General features: G+C 70.6%; 18 protein-coding genes. 9 read left to right on the top strand and 9 right to left on the bottom strand.

All coding sequences use genetic code 11. The features are described from left to right. Positions 1-90: 90 nt before the first annotated feature. The 9 genes from ACZ3TS_RS40395 to ACZ3TS_RS40355 all read right to left on the bottom strand — a co-directional run bounded on the left by ACZ3TS_RS40395 (position 91) and on the right by ACZ3TS_RS40355 (position 8,165). Positions 91-537, bottom strand: a complete 447-nt coding sequence (locus ACZ3TS_RS40395) for a nitroreductase family protein (protein ID WP_467627556.1) — start codon at positions 535-537, stop codon at positions 91-93. Continuing rightward, the gene (locus ACZ3TS_RS40390) at positions 534-1,811 is read right to left on the bottom strand and encodes a cation:proton antiporter (protein WP_467627554.1); all 1,278 of its coding nucleotides are present in this window, start codon (positions 1,809-1,811) and stop codon (positions 534-536) included. The genes ACZ3TS_RS40395 and ACZ3TS_RS40390 overlap by 4 nt, the downstream gene beginning before the upstream one ends. A 58-nt stretch (positions 1,812-1,869) precedes the next feature. Continuing rightward, on the bottom strand, positions 1,870-2,736 hold the full coding sequence (locus ACZ3TS_RS40385; protein WP_467627552.1) for a dimethylarginine dimethylaminohydrolase family protein: 867 nt from the start codon (positions 2,734-2,736) through the stop codon (positions 1,870-1,872). A 129-nt stretch (positions 2,737-2,865) separates the two neighbouring features. Further along, on the bottom strand, positions 2,866-3,297 hold the full coding sequence (locus tag ACZ3TS_RS40380; RefSeq protein WP_307070403.1) for a GFA family protein: 432 nt from the start codon (positions 3,295-3,297) through the stop codon (positions 2,866-2,868). After that, positions 3,297-4,127, bottom strand: a complete 831-nt coding sequence (locus ACZ3TS_RS40375; protein WP_467627550.1) for a DUF3865 domain-containing protein — start codon at positions 4,125-4,127, stop codon at positions 3,297-3,299. Before ACZ3TS_RS40375 ends, ACZ3TS_RS40380 begins: the two co-directional genes overlap by 1 nt. Further along, complete coding sequence (locus ACZ3TS_RS40370; protein ID WP_467627547.1) at positions 4,124-5,446, bottom strand: JmjC domain-containing protein; 1,323 nt, start codon at positions 5,444-5,446, stop codon at positions 4,124-4,126. The genes ACZ3TS_RS40375 and ACZ3TS_RS40370 overlap by 4 nt, the downstream gene beginning before the upstream one ends. A 71-nt stretch (positions 5,447-5,517) precedes the next feature. Continuing rightward, positions 5,518-6,663 (bottom strand): inosamine-phosphate amidinotransferase 1, encoded by a 1,146-nt coding sequence (locus ACZ3TS_RS40365; protein ID WP_351960013.1) that lies wholly within the window; start codon positions 6,661-6,663, stop codon positions 5,518-5,520. Positions 6,664-6,774: 111 nt separating this feature from the next. After that, the gene (locus ACZ3TS_RS40360) at positions 6,775-7,821 is read right to left on the bottom strand and encodes a fatty acid desaturase family protein (protein ID WP_467627545.1); all 1,047 of its coding nucleotides are present in this window, start codon (positions 7,819-7,821) and stop codon (positions 6,775-6,777) included. Between the two features lie 131 nt (positions 7,822-7,952). Continuing rightward, complete coding sequence (locus ACZ3TS_RS40355; protein WP_467627542.1) at positions 7,953-8,165, bottom strand: hypothetical protein; 213 nt, start codon at positions 8,163-8,165, stop codon at positions 7,953-7,955. Positions 8,166-8,670: 505 nt separating this feature from the next. Between ACZ3TS_RS40355 and ACZ3TS_RS40350 the strand changes: the two genes are divergently transcribed. From ACZ3TS_RS40350 to ACZ3TS_RS40310, 9 genes are all read left to right on the top strand, one after another. Next, entirely contained in the window at positions 8,671-9,549 is an 879-nt protein-coding gene (locus tag ACZ3TS_RS40350; RefSeq protein ID WP_307070399.1) for an amino acid--tRNA ligase-related protein, read from the top strand. Between the two features lie 32 nt (positions 9,550-9,581). Continuing rightward, positions 9,582-10,424 (top strand): TauD/TfdA dioxygenase family protein, encoded by an 843-nt coding sequence (locus ACZ3TS_RS40345; RefSeq protein WP_467627540.1) that lies wholly within the window; start codon positions 9,582-9,584, stop codon positions 10,422-10,424. Between the two features lie 82 nt (positions 10,425-10,506). Further along, positions 10,507-11,634 (top strand): hypothetical protein, encoded by a 1,128-nt coding sequence (locus ACZ3TS_RS40340; RefSeq protein ID WP_467627538.1) that lies wholly within the window; start codon positions 10,507-10,509, stop codon positions 11,632-11,634. 530 nt (positions 11,635-12,164) lie between these two features. Then, positions 12,165-14,027 (top strand): ABC transporter ATP-binding protein, encoded by a 1,863-nt coding sequence (locus ACZ3TS_RS40335; protein ID WP_467627535.1) that lies wholly within the window; start codon positions 12,165-12,167, stop codon positions 14,025-14,027. Between the two features lie 95 nt (positions 14,028-14,122). Continuing rightward, a complete protein-coding gene (locus tag ACZ3TS_RS40330; RefSeq protein ID WP_467627532.1) occupies positions 14,123-15,607 on the top strand; it encodes an NUDIX domain-containing protein in 1,485 nt (494 codons plus the stop codon). A gap of 89 nt (positions 15,608-15,696) precedes the next feature. Continuing rightward, on the top strand, positions 15,697-15,960 hold the full coding sequence (locus ACZ3TS_RS40325) for a hypothetical protein (RefSeq protein WP_467627530.1): 264 nt from the start codon (positions 15,697-15,699) through the stop codon (positions 15,958-15,960). 44 nt (positions 15,961-16,004) lie between these two features. Next, the gene (locus ACZ3TS_RS40320) at positions 16,005-16,895 is read left to right on the top strand and encodes a protein-L-isoaspartate O-methyltransferase family protein (protein ID WP_467627528.1); all 891 of its coding nucleotides are present in this window, start codon (positions 16,005-16,007) and stop codon (positions 16,893-16,895) included. Continuing rightward, positions 16,892-17,761: a class I SAM-dependent methyltransferase gene (locus ACZ3TS_RS40315; protein ID WP_467627526.1), complete on the top strand. Its 870-nt coding sequence runs from the start codon at positions 16,892-16,894 to the stop codon at positions 17,759-17,761. Before ACZ3TS_RS40320 ends, ACZ3TS_RS40315 begins: the two co-directional genes overlap by 4 nt. Further along, positions 17,758-18,516 (top strand): NUDIX hydrolase (locus ACZ3TS_RS40310; protein ID WP_467627523.1); only part of this gene is annotated, 759 nt, incomplete at its 3' end. The genes ACZ3TS_RS40315 and ACZ3TS_RS40310, both read left to right, overlap by 4 nt.

Genomic DNA, 18,516 nt, shown 5'->3' with positions numbered 1-18,516 from the left:
CGGAACTCGGCGTCGTACGGCGGCTTCTTCTTGGACCCCATGAATCCCAACTTCCCCTGCAATCACGGGCTCCACGCTACGAGGGGATGGTCAGAGGTACTTGCGGACCTGGGGCGCCTGGACTGCGGACCCGGTGCGCCAGATCGACGCCCAGCCGTAGCCGTGCAAGAGCAGCGACAGTGTGGTGACCACGCCCGTGGTGGCGGCCAGTTGCTCCCATTCGGGGACTTTCGGATGGTCGGGCACGGGGCAGTGGACGATAGACAGGAGCAACGGGGCGCGCAGGGGCTTCGTGGCGGCGCGCCGGGCCTGCTCCGGCGAGGCGGCGGCTTCGGCGAGCACGTCACCGAGTCGGGCCCGCTCGTTCCCGGTCACCGCGACCAGCCTCCAAGGGCGAAGTCGCCCGTGGTCGGGTGCGGTGGCCGCGGCCTGGATGAGTCGCTCCAGGTCGTGACGGCCGGGCGCGGGCTCGGTCAGTCGGGGGGCGCTGCGCCGGGTGAGGACCGCTTCCAGAACCGGGTTCGGGGGCTGGGTCATCCGGTCACCTCCCGGGCGGGGTCACGCTCGGGATCGTCGTGCGCTGCCGGCGGGGTCATCCTCGGGTCGTCGCTGGCCACGCGCCTGAGTATCGGGGCGGTGGCCGCGGTAGTGATGACGGTCATGACCACCAGGAGGGTGAACAGCGGCTCGCTGATGACACCGCTCTGGAGGCCGATGCCGAGCACGACGAGTTCGGTTAGGCCGCGGCAGTTCATGAGCGTGCCAACAGCGGCCGACCAGCGCCAGTCGGAGCCGGTGAGTCGGGCTGCGCCGGCCGTGCCGCCCCACTTGCCGATGACGGCGACCGCGAGGATCGCCGCTCCCCAGCCCCACTGTCCGGCTGGCAGCGTGGAGAAGTCGGTGTGCAGGCCGGCGTCGACGAAGAATAGCGGCAGCAGGAGCGGCAGAACGACGGCGCGGAAGCGCGCGGCGCTGCGCTCGACGGCCGGGAGTCCACGAGGTGCGGTGACGCCGAACAGGAAGGCGCCGAAGGCGGGGTGCACGCCGATTTGGTCGGTGGTGTAGGCGCTGAGGCACAGTCCGGCGAAGAGCAGGACCAGGACGAGGTCGTCGGAGGTTCGGCTGGCGCGTTCGAGCAGGGCGCGCAGCAGGGGGCGCAGGACGACGGTGAGGCCGGCGGCGAAGACGGCGGTCAGGGCGAGGGTGGTCAAAGCCGACAGGACGGTGCCAGAGGTGGACAGGGCGACAACGGCGGTGAGCAGGCACCAGGCAAGGGCGTCGTCGGTGGCGGCGCAGGCCAAGGCGAAGGCGCCCAGGGGCGTGGTCTCCAGGCCGCGGTCGGCGAGGATCCGTGCGAGGACCGGGAATGCGGTAATGCTCAGGGCTACGGCGACGAACAGGGTGAACGGCAGTCGTCCGACCCCGTCGGGCGCGAAGTGCGGGTAGAGGGCGGAGGCCAGCGCGGCGCCGAGGGCCATGGGGAGCAGGACCCCGCTGAGGCTGACTGCGGCAACCGAGCCTCGGGTGGTGCCCAGGCTGCGGAGGTCGAGTTCCAGTCCAATCAGGAAGAGGAACGCCAAGAGGCCGAGGTTGCCCAGGGCGGAGGTGATGGGCAGGACCGAGGGAGGCAGGATGTGGTGCTGGACGCTGGGTGCGAGCCAGCCGAGCAGTGAGGGGCCGAGCAGTATCCCTGCCAGGATTTCGCCGATGACCGGCGGCTGGCCGAGCAGCCTGACGGCGCGCCCGCCTGCCTGGCAGGCGAGGACCACGACCGGGACGGCGAGGAGCACAGGCAGCAGCGGGTCGGACACGGCAGCTCCAGGAGTCGGCGCGGATGGCCGCACCGCGGCCAGGCGTGGAGAGAGCGGATCAGGCGCGGGTCAACGGCAGGGTGGTGCAGCGAAGCGAGCCGGGGATCCGGGTGACCTCGGAGTAATCGACAGTGAGGACCTCGAGTCCGCGCGCGGCGAGCTGCGCTGCGATGCGGTCGCTGCCGGCGGCGACGATCACGGTGCCCGGCGCGATCGCCAGAACGTTGGCCTGGACGGCACGGGCCTCGTCGTTGGTGACGTCGATCAGGTCGAAATGCTGCTCGAACCAGTACAGTTCGCCGGGTGGGAAGACGCTGCGGTGGATGAGCGCGGTGCCGGGAGCGACGATCGTGAAGTGGTCGTCCAGGTGAACGATGCCGTCGACGGCGAAGTGGACCGGGCGGACCTCGCGCGCGACCCCGTGGTGGGCCAGCGCCCGCTGCAGCGCCCTCACGCCCGTGGGGGACGTCTCCTCGCCGAGGCCGACCAGGACGGTGCCGGTATGCAGGATGACGTCACCGCCCTCGATGGTGCCCTCGTCCAGGTGGGCGACGTGCAGGGCGTCGGCCAGGAGCGGGGCGAGCGCGTCGGCCTCGGGAACGCGGTGCGCGGAGTTCAGGCGTGCCAGAACGATGACGTGGTCGATGACGAAGGCGATGTCGCGGGGGTAGTGCTGGACCGGACAGCCCGGCGACTGGTCGAGGAGGGTCACCTCCGTGCCGCGGCTGCGCAGCAGGTCGATCAGGGTGTCCTGCTGGGCGCGGACGGTGGCCGGGGCGTACGGCCTCCAGGAGCTGGTGGTCTTCTGGCGGGTCAGGACGGGATGGGCTTCGGGGCCGTCGAGGTCGGGGGTGACGTCGCCGGCATAGCGCATGGCGACGTGGCGCAGGGCGCCGTACTCGCTGGTGGCATGCGGAGTGAGCACGATGAGTTCTCCTGGGCCGGATGCTGGACGGGTCGGACGGCGAGCCGGACGCGGCGCAGACAGTCCCAGGCAGGACAGGTCCCGGGGGCCGGCAGGTCAGGCTGCCGGCCCCCGGAGGTCTCGCGGGTGTCAGCCGACGGGGCTGTTCTGGGTGTCCGGGACCTGCGGCAGCCAGTGCACGGCGTCGTCGCGGAAGGACTGGTTGACGGGGACGAGGTCGGCTCCGCTGGTGTCGTCTAGGGCCGTGACGACGATGCCGAGCTCGGGGACGTCGCTGTCGATCGCCGCGAGGCGGCTGCCGCAGTGGGGGCAGAAGCCGCGCTGGGCCTCGCCCTCGAACGTCTCGAACCAGGTCGGCTCGATCCCGTTGGTCCAGGTGACATCGTCCGTTGCGAAGCCAGCCCACCACATCATCGGGCCGCCCCCGAGCTTCTTGCAGTGCGGACAGCTGCACGTGTGCGGGTAAACGGCCCTGCCCTTGACGGTGAAGCGGATCCGCCCGCACAGGCATCCGCCGGAGCGCTCCTGGATGGCGGCGACGATATCGGAGGTGGCGTTCATCAGTTCATCTCCCAGGCACGGTGGGCGAGTTGAGCCCACCAGTGTGTCATCCCCTCGGCGATCGTCAGGAAGCCGTCCATCGCCTGGGGCAGCTCGACGTGGAAGAGTTCACTCTCCTTGATGAACCGGGCCAGGCCCTCAATGTGCGCGGCCTCGACGCTCAGGCCGCCGACCTGGGCGGCCTCGTGCCCCTCGTCGAGGTGGAGCTCGTAGTAGTAGTGCAGGGCCTTCAGCTCGCTGCCGCTGCCCTGGCCGGTCAGCTCGCCGTAGCGGTTGGTGATGTCCCGCAGGATCTCGGTCTCGGCGATCGCCACGGCCTCGGTCGCGTAGTAGGCGCCGGCGATGAAGCTGGGCATGTGCGAGCCGACCATCCACTGGTGGAGGTTGACCAGCGTCTCGGTCTCGCGGGCAGGCACATGGCCGTTGACGAGGAGCCCGAGGTCGGACAGAAGCGCGTTGGTGTAGAGAACGTAGTGCGCAGGAACCTTGCCGCGCTCGCCGCCCTCCTCCAGGTGGTTGCGGCGCAGCTCGTGCGCGAGCTCGGGGCAGAACCCCTCCACGCCGGTGGCAGCCGCCTTGAGGAACTGGGCGTTGTAGCGGGCGAACACCGAGAGCTCCTCGATGTACATCCGGGCCTGACGTACGCTGAGGTCGGCGGCACCAACCTTCTCGGCGATCTTCCCGTAGGCCCAGTCGATCATGGGAGCCAGGTGCGCGGTGACCAGGGCATCGCCGGAGGTGAACTTGCCGAGCAGGGTGCCGTTGACGGCGCTCTGCGTCTCGGGGTTGGCCTTGAGGTAAGCCTGGATGAGGCTGTTGTCGGGGGTCATTTCTCGGTGTCCTCCCTGTCGGCGGGGCGGGGCGTCAAGTGCAGGCCGCCGGTGGCTCCCAGGGCCCGGACGGCCGCGAGTAGTTCCGGGCTGTCGGGCAGGGTGATCGCAGCGCCGTCGTTGAGCGCGGTGATGGTGTCCCGGTCCAGGGCCGCGACGTCGAGGGCGATGCCCGTCTGGTGGCCGCGCAGCAGGACGTGCTGGGTGTCGTCGCCGCCGTTGAGGGTGGTCACCTGGTAGGGGGCGATCAGGGTGATCTCGGCGCCGGGCGCCACCTGCTGGGGATCGAAGGCGTCCGCGGCTTCTTGGCGGGCGAGGTCGCCCTCGACCAGTTCCCAGCCGCCGTTGCTGAGCAGCGTGGCCCACCGCTGTTCGGCGTGCTCGCGGGCCGCGCCGCGGACGCGGTCGGCGGCGACGGTCAGGAGTTCGCGGCCGACGCCGGCCAGTCGGTCGGTGACGGAACCGGGCCCGGCGGCCGTGTCCGCCATCGCGGAGGGCTCGTTGAGCGGGTCGTCGGGTCCGTCGCCGGCCAGTTCGGCGAGGACGTCCGGGATGATGCGGCTCTGCAGGAGCTGCGCGTACGGGTAGGTGTACAGCGGCATCGCCACCGAAACGGAGAAGGTGTCCTGAGTGCCGACGTGGAAGACCCGGCGGGGCAGGAACAGGGCGTCGCCCGGCTCCAGCAGGAAGTGCTCGGCCTCCTCCAGCAGCGCGCGGTAGTCGCCGTAGGTGGGCTGTTTGCCACCGGTGAGCTTCTCGTACTGCTCGGCGGGCCAGCAGTAGAAGTTCTTGGCGTTGGGGCCGAGGTGGACGAGGAAGGCGTCCTCGTAGCCCTCGTGGATCCCGAACGCGGTCCCGCTGTAGTTGCCGGCGAAGGCGACTTGTTCAGCGCCGCCCAGCGGCAGGCCCCACCCATCGATGACGCTCTTCAGGAAGGTGCCGAGTCCGGCTGCGAGGGCGGGGCTGACGGTCTCCAGGTTGTTGATGACCAGGGAGAACCGCTCGGCGGCGGCGAGGTCCTGCATCCACGGCACGAAGGCGTCCACGCCCCCGTCCCAGGAAGGGGCGGTCAGCGCCTGCGGCAGGAGGTCGTCGCGGCGTTCCTCGCCGACATAGACACGCGCGTGCGCCTTGATGCCGGTGCTAGCAGCATGGGCCCTTCGGATGGCCTCGAATCCCCCCAGGACGTCGTCCGGGCCGGCCGCGGCGGCGGGGATGATGCCCTTGAAAAGGAAGGGCGTGGTCCGTCCCGTGGTGTGGTCGGGGAAGGTACCGGTCCAGAATGCCTGGTCGGGCGGCCAGGGGTAGGCAGTGTCCATCAAGAAGCTCCTGATGTCGGGGGCTGTCGTGATCGGGGCGGGAGAAGAGGCGCGGTGACGGGGCGCCATGGTCAGCTGAGGTAGTCCTCGGGGCCGCCGCGGCGGACGGTGTCCAACGTGAAGCAGTGGAACCCGCCGCCGAACAGGCGCCGGTGGCGGTGGCGGACCGGGACGACGGTGAATCCGCGTCGCTCCAGAACCGTGATCAGCTCCGGGTAGAGGGAGTTGACGACAACCGTGTCCTCGTCAACGGACAGCAGGTTGATGTCCATGTACCGGCTGCCGATAGGGATGACGAAGCCGAGGTCGGTGTAGTCCGGGAAGTTGCTGTCGTCGGTCTCCGGGGCGTAGATCACGTCCCAGGACTGCATGGCCTCGGGCAGGTACTTGAGGTATTCCGGCGAGCGCAGCAGCATCAGGCCGGGGCGTAGCGGGACTAGGACGCTGTCGATGTGGTTGTCGGCCATGGCGTCCAGGCGGTGGAACCGCAGGTTGCGGACGTTGTCCCGCAGCCAGCGCAGGGCAAGTTCGTGGTTGTGGTTGGCGACGTTGACCAGGACGTCGCGGCCCAGCCGCATGCACTGCGCGCCGTCGAAGACCATCTCCAGGCCCAGGCCCTCGATGCTGCCGGCCGTCTCGCCGTCGGTGGCACGGCTGACGTCCAGGCCCTGGCGGGTGAAGTAGCTGGTGTCCAGGGAGTCGCTGGCAAGGGCGGGCCGCGGCATGCTCAGCCAGTTCGCTCCGGCCTCGTAGTAGCGGTAGAAGGCTGGCTTGAGCAGGTCGTTCTCGAAGATGCGGGCGCGGATGTGGGGTGCGGTCTCCACGATGGTGTTGCCGAGGATGATGGTCTGGTCGCGGACGTTGAGGGGTGGGGTGGCCCTCGCGTCCCAGTGCGGGGAGCGGATGTCGACGTCCTTGCCCGGGACGGCGGGTCGCAGGACGTTCACCCCGCAGCCGGTCAGGGCGTCGGCCAGGCCGGAGATGTCCTCGTTGAGCTCGTCGGTCAGCTGTGAGGGGATCGGCAGGAGTTCCTCCCCCGAGGGGGTGGTGTGCCGGCCGAGGACGGGGGCGACGTTGTCGTAGAAGAACAGCCGCCACGAGGGTTCCGTGTGGTGGGCGTTGTAGTGGTCGGCGCGGCCGAGGACGACTTCTTCGAGCCGGGTGAACTCGTCGAAGCTGTTCAGGGCCGGCGGCGGGACGGAGGTGGGTTGGGGCATGGTGGGCCGCCTCCTCGGCGGCGGGCGGCGGCGCGACCCTGTACTGGCGCGCGCGTGCGTCCCGGAGGGTCGGTGCCGTACGGGCTTGTGTGGGCGGGTTCGGGGCCGGAGTCAAGCGGCCGAGGCGTGCTGGTGCGGGGTGCAGGCGGCTTCGGGTGCGGGATGCAGCCGGGCGATGATGTCCTCAATCACGCACGGCTGGTCGGGAGTGGAGCGCCGGCGGAAGAAGTAGCCGGAGCACCAGGGCACTTCGCCGAAGCGCGACAGACGCTGCGCGGTGAGGGCGCGGGCCGCGGGCAGGCGCCGCCAGGGGATCTGCGGGCACCAGTGGTGGATGGGGTGGAACATGTCGTCGAGGTGGCCGCCGAGCAGGTGCCGGGTGAGCCAGTGGGAGGTCCAGCCGCGGGTTTGCAGGAGGACGTCGTCGTTCTCGATCAGCCCGGCGTGGTTGCCGAGGTCGGTGATCCAGGTGACGACGGGCCGCACCAGGACGAGGGGGAGCAGCCAGTAGAGCAGGAGGTACGGAACGCCGTCCACGGGCCACAGCGCGGCGACGACGCCCGCCCACAGCACGGCCCGGGCGGCCAGGGCCCGCCAGGTCTCCCCTGGTGCGCGGGTGACCAGGGTCAGCACCGCGGTCTTCGGCAGCCGCCACAGGGCGTTGCGCACGATGACCCGCAGGACGAACAAGCGGCGGCTGGGCGCCTGACCCGCAGCGCGGATGTTGCCTGCGCGGTAGGACTGAAACATAGGGTCGTCGTCGGAACCGAGCTTGGCGTGGTGCACGTAGTGGCTGATGCGGTAGGGCTCGAAGCCTTCGCCGAGCAGGCCGGTCAGGATGTAGCCGATGGCCCGGTTGCCGCGGCGGGTGGCCATGAGCTTGGAATGCACGCACTCGTGCCCGAGGTTGGACAGGTGGCGCTGGCGCACGCCGATGTAGCAGACGGCGAGCAGGGGGCCGACGACGTGACCGATGAGGTGGCCGGTGATCGCCGCGGCGGCGATCGCGACGAGGTCCCATGCGACGTCCCACAGGCCGATGGTCGGGCGTCCGCAGAGCTTCTCCAGGTCGGCGATGAGCTGCTGCCCGAGGGCCTTGCGGACGGGGCCGGAGGCTCCAGTGCCGTTGCGGGTCCTGCTGGCGACGGGGCTGCCCATCAGGTCCTCCAGTCGGATGCGGTGCGGGTGGGGATGTGCCGGGCTCCAACGCGCCCGCAGTCGGACAGTGCACTGGCAACCTGCCGTGGGCGGGCGCGCCGGAGCCGGACGAGGGGTGGTTCAGCCGCAGGTCAGGCTGCGATGAGGGCGCTGTCGGGGCGCATCCCGGCCTTGAGCACGGGGGCGTCGGGACGCATCCCGAGCTTCAGCTCGGCCGCGTCGGGACGCATCCCGGCCTTCAGCACGTGGGCGTCGGGACGCATCCCGAGCTTGAGCTCGGAGGCGTCCGGGCGCATGCCGGCCTTCAGGCCGGTGTCCGGGGTCATTCCGGCGGTAGCGGTCATCTAGTTCTCCCTCTTCGGTCGCGGGTGATCCGCGAATCCGGGTGATCGGGCTGTGGAACTGCCGGGCCGCGGGTCCGGTGAGGTGCTGAACCATCGGCTCGGCACGCCATTGGCGCAGGCGCGCGCCGGTGGAGAAGGTCGCGCCGGGGCACGTCTTGTCCATCTGCGGATGAGCGTTGCGTGGCGCGGTCGCGCTGGGCGCTTGGCCAGTCACGCTAGGGCTGCGCCAAAGAGAGCCGCAACGGCTCTGGGCGTTGCGCCGGTTGCACGGGACCGTTGCGTGCCCGTTGCGCGCACATCCTGCTTGAGCTGCGAAAACGCCGAAGTCTGGTCCTGAATGGGCGGCAGATCAGCCCCGTTGGGCCCGGCAGGGCCGGTGGAAGGGCTTCTACTGCTCGCGTCGGCGCGGCTAGTTTGTGGCCCCGCCGAGAAGCCACGCACGAGATCGCCGTGGGCCCGGCTTCCCTCCAACTTCCGTCGGAGTAACCGACCTTGAGGAGCACCCGTGCTCAACCCCGTCGTCATGAAGTCGGACCTGCTGTTCAGCCTGCGGGACACGCTCCGCGCGGATGCCTTCGTCGAGGTGGTCACCCCGACGCTGCGGAGGGCCGACCTCGGCCCGGGGCGCCGTCTACCGGTGGACCATGACGGCGGGCGGTTCCTGCGGGCGATGATCGGCCCGGCACTGCGGGTGAACTTGGAGCACCACCGGCGGGTCTTCGAGATCGGCCCGTGCTTCCGGCCCGAGAAGCCGGACGAGCTCCACGCGCCCGAGTTCCAGATGCTCGACCTCTACGCCGCCGACGAGGACTTCGACTTCCTCATGGCGCTCGCCGAAAAGCTGATCGGCCCGCACATCCCCTACACCCCCCAGCGGGTCTCCGTCGCCAGCCACATCCGCGACCACTTCGGCATCGACCTTCGCCGTGAACCCCTCGGTGACCTGCCCGCGCAAATGGCCGCGCACCTGGGCAAGGGCAGCGACGTGCCGTTCAAGACAGTGCTCGGGCAGTTCGTGGAGCGCGAGCTGGAGACCCAGAGCACCGGCGCCGCGCTGTTCCTCACCGAGTACCCGGTCGGCGGGGACGAGCCGTGCGCCCGCCTCACACCAGGCACGGCCGCCGTCCTCAACCGCTTCGAGCTCCTGGTCGACGGCGTCGAGGTCATCCACGGCTACGAGGACGAGCCCGACCGTGCCGAGTTCGTCGAACGGGCCCGTGCGGTCGACCTGTACGACGACGAGCAGGCCCTGGTGTGGAAGGCGATCGACGCCGGGCGGGCGCCGGCCAGCAGCGTTGGGCTCGGCATCGGCATCGAGCGGCTTTGCATGGCCGCCTCTGGCATCAAGGACGTCACCTTCTTCCAGCAGTCGTCCCAGTTCTGATCACCGACACGACCGTCCGGAAAGGAGCCGCGATGTCCTTGCCGCTGCGCCCGCTCGACGAGAGCGGCTTCGGCGCCGTCGTCGACTGCAACCTCGCGACCGACGCCGAAGACCTCCTGCCCCAGCTGGCGCGAGCCCTTCATCGGCACCGGTTGCTGATCGCGCCCCGACAGCACCTGACCCACGCCGATCTCCTGACCGTCGCCTCCTGTTTCGGGACGGTGGACACGAGCGTCGACCGCCGGTACGCCGTCGGCGGCTTCCCTGGGCTGACCGTCATCAGCAACATCGTTGAGGACGGCGAGCACGTCGGCATCTACGACGGGGACAACGAGGAGGAGTGGCATGCCGACAACAGCTTCAAGCCGAAGCTAACCTCCGCGACCCTGCTGTACTCGGTCATCACCCCCGAGCAGGGCGGTGAGACCCGCTTCGCCGACGCGACCCGCGCCTACGCCGCCCTTCCCCCGGCGATGCGGCAGCGGATCGAGGGGATGCGCGCGGTGCACTCCATCGAGCAGCTACGTGTCCTGCAGAGCCAGGCCAGCGGCGGCCAATCGTCGGTCGCGGCCGGAAGTCTCGCTGGTCACCCGGAGGTTGAGCACCCGCTCGTCCTGACCCACCCGGTCACCGGTGCCCGCTCGCTGCTGCTCGGCTCCATGGTGATCAGCGGCATCAACGGACTCCCCGAGAAGGAGAGCCGCGCCCTGATCGGCGAACTGCTGGAGCACACGATCAGCGCGCCGTACGTCTACAGCCACCGCTGGAGTCAGGGCGACCTGGTCGTGTGGGACAACCTCGCCACCCTCCACACCGCCTCCCCCTGCGACAGCTCCCGCCAGCGCCGGCTGCTGTACCGCGCCGCCGTCCGATAGCCGAAAGCCTCGTGTTCACACCGCCGGATGACCCGCGGCGAGAACACGAGGGCGGCCCCGTAGCCAGCCCTAGGGTTTGCCCATGACCGTGAAGGTTCCCCTGAAAGAGACCGCCCTCAATGCCGAGCGCATCGAACGCATCGGCCGTGAAGTCCATTCGGCCTGCCCCGAGTTCGACGCCGACAGCTTCGTGAAGTCGGTGACGGCCGACCTTCCCCGGCTGGAGCTCAGCGGCCGGATCGCCCGCACCAGCGAGGGCCTGCACGCCCACCTTCCGGTCACCGGCCCCGACGCGCTCGACATCCTGCTGCGCTCCCTCCCACCGACGCCCGAGGCCGCCGGCGTGACCAACGACTTCGGCCTGCACATCTACTCGCCCCACTCCGACTACGTCTCCCGCTACCTGCGTACCGCTGAGCACCTGGACCAGGCGCTCGCCGCTCTGGCCCGCATGACGGGGTACTTTTCCGCCGAGCTCCCGGTGCGGCACTTTCTCGCCGACTTCCCCGACGAGACAATGAAGGCCGTCGGCGCGTGGACCCGCGACGAGGACTTCCGGGTGCGCAGACTGGCGAGCGAGGCCACCCGGCCCCTGCTGCCCTGGGCCCCACGGATCCAGATGCCCGTCGACGCGGCACTGCCCGTCCTCGATCAGCTCTACGGCGACGCTCACCTCTATGTCCGCACCTCCGTCGCCAACCACCTCAGCGACATCGCCGCCAGCCAGCCCGACCTCGTGCTGACCACCCTTCAGCGGTGGAAGCAGTCGGGCCGACTCGCAGACGAGCACTTCGCCTTCATCGCCCGGGGTGCCCTGCGCAACCGGCTGAAGGAGGGTTGGCCGCCCGCCTACGCCATCCTCGGCTACGCCCACGACGCGCCCATCGCGCTCACCCCCCTCGTCCTGGAGCGCACCGAACTCCGCGACGGCGACACCCTGAACTTCTCCGCCGCTCTCACTGCCACCGCCACCGCACCAGTCCACGTGATGATCGTGATCGCCACCACGGGGCAGAATGGCCAGCCGCGGGAGAAGGTCTCCTTCCTGCGGCGTGCCACAGCCGAAGCGGGCCAGGCACTGCGGCTCGCCAAGGCGCACCCGCTGCGCTCGACCGCACGGTGGAAGGTCTCACCGGGCTCCTACTCCCTCGCCCTCCAGGTCAACGGCCGCCGCTTCCCCTCCGTCGCCTTCACCGTCCTCAACGCCTGACACCCTCCCGCCGGTCCTGCTCTGAACACCTACCGCACGGCCGCCGCGGACTTCCGCGGCGGCCCGGTCCGTGCTGTCCGCAACCCCCTGAAGGAGTGAACCGCCCTGATCGAACGAGTTTGAGTCGCGACCGCCCAGAGCCCGCCTGCCCTGCTCCTGGCATTAGAACTCCCGTTCACCAAATGCCCTCCGATCGGGCCGTGACGGGACCAGGTCCAGTGCGTTTTTAGAGCATCAGTGCCACACCGACGCCCAGACGGAGGACACGCCATGCATCCCACCCCTGCCCCCTTGCAGCAGCCTCCCGGAATCGAACGGCGGCCCGGCGTGATCACGCACAGCGTTGACGACAAGCTCAGCTCAGCACGTCCGGATACGGGGTGGGCGGCATGAGTGAGCCCACCGATGCATCAGCCGACAGTGTTCCGGGACCGCGCACCACCCCCGCAGCGTCCCCCTCCGCGCCGTCCGCCAGAACGCCCGCACCCTCGCCGAGCGGCACTTCGCCCACGCCGGCTCCCGAGCCGCAGATGCGGTACGTCGACCTGACCGGCAGCCGCGAAGCAGCCGGCCGCTCAATCCGGATGCGCGACATGGCCCGCCGCCTGCCGCAACTGGTGCGCCGCTCGCTGGCTCTCGCCTGGCGCGTCGACCGACGAGCAACCGTCGGCCTCCTGCTGTGCCAGACCGTCACCGGCGTGATGCAGGCCCTGGGCCTGGTCGCCATCGCCGGCACCCTGACCGCCCTGCTGCGCAGCGGAGACGTCTACCACCGGCTCCTTCAGGCATGGCCCTCCGTCGCCCTGCTCGCCGGTGCCGCCGGCGTGCGCGCGCTCCTCGGAATCACCGTCAACTGGCTGTCCTCCCGGCTGGGCCCGCTGATGTCACGCGAGGCCGAGCAGATGCTGCTGACCGGCTGCGCCGAGGTCGAGCTGTGCGCGTACGACGACCCCGACTTCAACCGTGACCGGGAAGCCGCCGACCGCGGCGCCCAGGTCACCGGCGACCTGATCAACGAGGGCCAGGACTTGATCGCGTCGGGCGCCAGCTTCCTCGCCGGGGCGATCGTGCTGACCGGCGTGCACTGGGTCCTTCTCCCCCTCCTCGTCGCAGCCAGCCTGCCGCAGGCCCTGGCCCAGGTGAGCGCTGCGCGCGTCCGGTACCTGGCGAACCTCCGCAGCAACGGCGACAACCGGATGCTGTCGGTGCTGCGCTGGCACATCTACACCAAGGACGCCGCCGACCAGATCCGCGCCGGCACCATGGCTGGCTTCCTGTCCGGCCGGTACCGGCACACCGTCGCCCGGATCAACCGCGAGGACCGGGCCGCGGCCGACAAGGGCGCCCGGATGTCCCTGGTCGGCGCGGTGTGCGGAGGGCTGGGGTCGGCGGTGGTATGGGCGGCGGTCGTGTGGCTGCTCGCGACCGGCCGTATCACCGTCGGGCATGCCGGGACGGCCGTCTTCGCCCTGCAGACGGTAGGTATGTCGGTCCACGGTCTGGTGGCTGTCGGTGCGCGCGCCGTGCGGACGGGGCTGTACATGGACGACTGGAGCGGCTTCCTGGACAAGGCCGGCGGCTTCCGCATGCGCCGGGGTCCGCACCGCCCTGAGCCGCCGGAGACGATCGAGGTCAAGTCGGTCACCCACCGGTACGCCGGCAAGGACCGCGACGCGCTGTCCGACGTCTCCCTCACCTTGCGCCGGGGCGAGGTCACCGCGCTGGTGGGCTTCAACGGCTCGGGCAAGTCGACGCTGTCGAAGCTGGTCAGCGGTCTCTACCTGCCCACAGGCGGGCAGGTGCTGTGGGACGGCGTCCCCACCGGCGACGCCGATCCGCAGGCCCTGTGGCAGCAGGTCGCCCTCGTGCCGCAGAACTACGCGCACTGGCCGCTGACCGTGCGCGAGAACGTGACCCAGGGCCAGCCCACGGCGCGCGGCGACGCGGCGGTCCGCGAGGCGTGCGAGGCGGCCGACGCCGACGAAGTCGTCGACAAGCTCGGTGCCGGCCTGGACACCCTCCTGGCCCGCGAGTGGCTCAACGGGGAGGAATTGAGCGGCGGCCAGTGGCAGCGCATCGCCCTGGCGAGAGCGTTCTTCCGCCAGGCCGGTCTGCTGGTCCTCGACGAGCCGACGGCGAACCTGGATCCCCGCGCCGAGTACCGCATCTTCCAGCGGCTGCGAAACCTCGCCCGGGACCGGGAGGTGTTGCTGGTGACCCACCGCATCACCAATGTCGCCATCGCCGACCGCATCGTGGTCCTCGACGACGGCAAAATCGTCCAGGAGGGCACCTACGCCCAGCTCTCGCAACAGCCGGGTCTGTTCCAGCAGTTGCTGTCCTACCAGATCACGTCCGAGCCGGACGGCGAGAAGCGCGAGACCCCCGCATGAGCGGCCCCGGCGCCATCTCAGTACGCCCCGCCGAAGCAGCCGCACCCACGGCCGCGGACGACCCCGCCCTTCCCATGCCGTCCCGAGGTGATGACGTGCCGCTCACCCGTTCCCACATCCGCGCGACCGCCGAGGCGTACCTGGCCCGGCATCCGCACGAGCGGGATTCCCTAGCCGGGCTGTTGTCCCTCCTGGACGGAGCCGACGCCCCGGCCAGCCGTGCCACGCTCCCCGGTCACGTCACTTGCAGCGCGGCGGTCATCGACCGGGAACAACGCGTTCTGCACATCGGCCACAAGGTCACGGGGCTGCTCCTCGCTCCGGGCGGCCATGTCGAGGACGACCGGACGCTCCTGGCCGCGGCGCTGCGGGAGGCGTGCGAGGAGACCGGCATCCGGCCGGGCGACCTGTGCCTGACTCCGCAGTTCCTCGGGGCTCCGATCGACATCGACGTCCACGACATCGACGCGAACCCCGCCAAGGGCGAAGGCTCCCACCAGCACTTCGACTTCCGCTTCGTCTTCTATCTCGTGCCCGAGCAGCACCCCCAGCTCACATTGCAGGACGATGAGGTTGCCGGCGCCCGGTGGCTCGAGTTCGCCGACGTCAGGTCCCCGGCCTTGCGTGCCAAGCTCCTGGACGCCCGAGACCAGGGCCTCGACGGGCGGCCAGAGCCCGTTAACGCCTCCGCGCTGATCCACGACGGCCACGGCAGATACCTGCTTCACCTGCGTGACCAGCGTGAAGGCATCTGGGCCCCTGGCACGTTCGCTCTCCTCGGCGGCGGCCGTACGGTGGAGGACGTCAACCTGGAGGCGACCTTGCGGCGGGAGCTCGCCGAAGAGGTCCCGGGCCTGGAGGTGAATGGCCTGACGCCGTATGCCCTGGAGGAGGCGACGAGCGTCGACGGCATCGCGGTGCCGATCCAGGTCTTCGTGGGCCGCTGGAGCGGTGATCCGGAGACGGTGGCGCTGCAAGAGGGCGTGCTGCTGCGGTGGTTCACCCCGGACACGCTGGAGCAGCTGCACCTGAGCCCCGGTCTCGGTGACCTGGTCCGCCGGCACGCGGCAGAGCATCCCCCCGCCGGCAGTCCGCCGGCCACGGCCTGGCTGCTGCGTGACGAGGCGCCGGAGGGGACCGAGCTCCACATCGTGGGTGTCCACCTCTACCTGGAGGACAACCGCGGCCGGATCCTCCTCGGCCTGCGTCACCCGGACTCGGCATACGCGGGCAACACGTGGCACTTCCTGGCCGGGCACTGCGAGCGGGAAGAAGCGATCAGCTGCCTGATCCGGGAGGCTCAGGAGGAAGCGGGGCTGATCATCGAGCCGGGCGACGTCGAGCTCGTGCACCTCGTCCACCTCGTGGACTCGCCGTCCGCCCGCCCGCGTATCGGCCTCGTCTTCCGGGCCCGCACCTGGTCCGGCACCCCAGTCGTCCTGGAGCCCGACCGGTGCGTGGAGTGGCGGTGGTGGAACCCGAAGGATCTCCCGGCCGCCGTCGTGCCCTACACCCGCCAGGCGATCGACGGAGTGCTCGCCGGGCGCTTGTACTCGCAGATGGGGTGGGACGGGCGATGAGGGCCCTGGACGCGAGCCCAGTCACGGCCGGCCGGACACCAGGGCGAGCAGGACGGCCGGCCGACAGCAACCGACCTTCGGCTGCCGAAGTGAATCCGGTCGACGCGCGGGCAGCAATGGTCGCCGAGCTGGAGAAGAAGCACGGGCTACGGCCCGGGCCGGTGCGCGACGCTCTGCTCACGCTGCCCCGCGAGGTACTGATGCCGCAGGCGTACGTGCGGCGCAGCGCCCCGGGTGAGGAGCCGCCGCGGTGGGACCTGCTGGACTGGTCGGCGCCGCAGGACCGTCCCGAGTTGCTCGGGCTGCTGTACGGCGGGGCCAGTGTGCTCGTCCAGCACGACGGTGAGCCCTGATGGGCCGGGTGCGCGGGACGCGGTCGGGGGCGTCGATCACGTCGATGTCGACGGTGATGGGTCTGACCGCCTCGCTGCTGGAGGAGCTGGATCTACGCCCGGGTCAGCGGGTGTTGGATGTCGGGACGGGCGCGGGGGTGACCGCCGCGGTGGCCTGCCAGGTCTGCGGCGACCAAGAGGTGGTCAGCCTCGACCGGGACCGACACCTCACCGACGCGGCCAGGGTCCGGCTGGCCGACCTGGACTTCCGACCGGAGGTGGTGTGCGGGTCCGGCGAACAGGGTCTACCGGGGCGGAAGTTCGACCGCGTTTTCGTGTCGTACGCGGTGGGGCGTGTGCCGGCGGCGCTCGTCAAGCAGCTCGCCCCTGGCGGCAAACTGCTGGCGCACGTGACCAGCGCGTCACCGTCGTGGCCCGCCCTCGCCGTCGTGGAGCGCAACGACGGCGGGCAGATCACCGGAGAGCTGCGGGCGGTGGAGTTCGCCCACCGAGCCGGGCACGGCATGGAACGGATCTGGCTCAGCGAGGACTTCCGGCAGCGCATCGCCGCCGAGCCGGGCACCTGGACGCAGCGGAGCATGCTGGTGCCGCCTGCGGACACCGACCGGGGCCTGTGGCTGGCCGCAGACCACCTGCTCGGTGGGCTGGTGCGCGACTTCGGCGCCGAGCACCTGGTGATCGGCGCGCCCGCCTGCGGATCCTGGCTACGGGTGGAGCCGGTGGGGCGCTCTCGTTGGAACGTCACCACCCACGGTCCGCGCGACATCTGGAAGGAACTCCAGGACCTGGCCGTCCGGTGGCAGGCGGCCGGCAGCCCCAGCCGATACCGCCTCCTCTTCGAGCCGGACGGTGGCCAGCGGGCCGTATCCGCGTGCGGCCGTCTGTCCTGGCGCCTTCCCACCCGCCGTGCGCTCGACGAGGGAGCATCCGCGTGACCTATCCCGACGATCCCTCCCCGAGCCTGCCTGCGGGCCCGGAAGCACTATTCGCGGCGGCCGCCGCCGAGTACGACCGCTACCGGCCGGGTGTGCCCGCCGAAGCTGCCCAGCTGCTGGCCGACACCGTCCGGGACCTTCCCGATCCAACACTGCTGGACCTGGGCACCGGCACCGGACAAGTCCCCCGGGCACTGCTGAAAGCTCTCCCCACTCTCGCGTACATCGAAGGCGTCGACTGGAGCCGGCCGATGCTCGACCAGGCCCGGGCCGCGCTCACGCCCCTGCTCGGGGACTGCACCCTCAACCTCGTCCAAACCTCCGCCGACGTCTACGCGCCCCTCGCCCCTCTGCCTGGGGAGGATAGATGGACGCCGGACTTGATCACCTGCTGCCGGGCCTACCACTGGATGAGCAGCCCGGACGTGCTGGCGATGGCGCACCGGATCGCCGCCCCGCAGGCCACACTGGCGATCATGGGGGACGGCAGCCTATGGACGTACGAGGCCGACTGGACCCGGGCACTGCGCGACCTGATCCAGGGCTACCTGGGGCCCAGGCGTCGCGCGGGAGTGCTCGGCGACTACCTCGAGCCCGTCCGCCCGTTCCAGGAGGACCTCGCCGACTCGGCGTGGAGCGAGGCGACCGAGCACCGCGTCCCCGTCACGCGTTCCTGGACGCCGGAGGGGGTGCTCGGCTACCTGCGCACCACGTCCTTCGCCGGGGCCGAGCTCTTCGGGGAGCGGCACGCGGCGTTCGAGGACGAGGCCCGGGCGCTGCTCAATGAGCTCGCAGCCAGCGGATCGCTGCTGGAGGAGGCCGTGTTCACGGTCCTACTCGCCCGGCGTCCGGGTGATGCGCGGTGAGCGGCGGGCAGCGGCACACCGAGCCGGTGGACGTCCATCTGATCTTGCGGCGGGAGAGCGCGGCAGGTCCGGAGGTTCTGTTGTCGCGGCGGGCCGGCCAGGTGTACGCCGCCGGCCTGTGGCACCTGCCCTCGGGGCATCTGGACGGTCCGCACGAGGACGTCGTCGCCGCCCTGGTGCGCGAGGCGCGGGAGGAGACCGGTGTCGTCATCGATCCGGCCGACGTGCGGGCCGCCGTGACCGTGCACCACCGCAGCCCCGGAGGGGCCTCCCGCACCGGATACTTCTTCGAGGTCCGGCGGTGGCAGGGCACAGCCCGGATCGCGGAGCCGGACGTCTGTGACGCCATGGACTGGACGCCCCTGGACGCCCTTCCTACCGGGATGGTGGCGTACTGCCGGGCTGGCCTAGACGCCTACTCCGCCGGTGCACGTCTCGCTGTCCACTTCCAACTGCCCGGGGACGCCATCGCCTTCGACTCTGGCACCGACCGTCTGCGGATCGTGCCGGACGTCACCGGCCGGGCGTTCGCCAGCTGTCCCGACGCTGCGGTCGTGGAGTTCGCCGAGCGGGCGGTCGGTCGGATCACCGAGTGGACGGATGCGTCGTGGGCGCGCGAGAACAGCCGTGTCTGGCGGGCCCAAGGCATCCAGGGCGGCACCTTGTCAATCCCCTGGTTTCGTAGAGACCTCTCCTATGCGGCCTGGCACCTCTGGTCGCTCTTCTTGCGTGCTTCGGTGATGGTCCGTTCGAAC

It is taken from the genome of Streptomyces sp. NPDC022910 (assembly GCF_055561075.1).
Note: the sequence above shows the minus strand (reverse complement) of the source record. Positions and strands in the feature narration are given on the sequence as shown.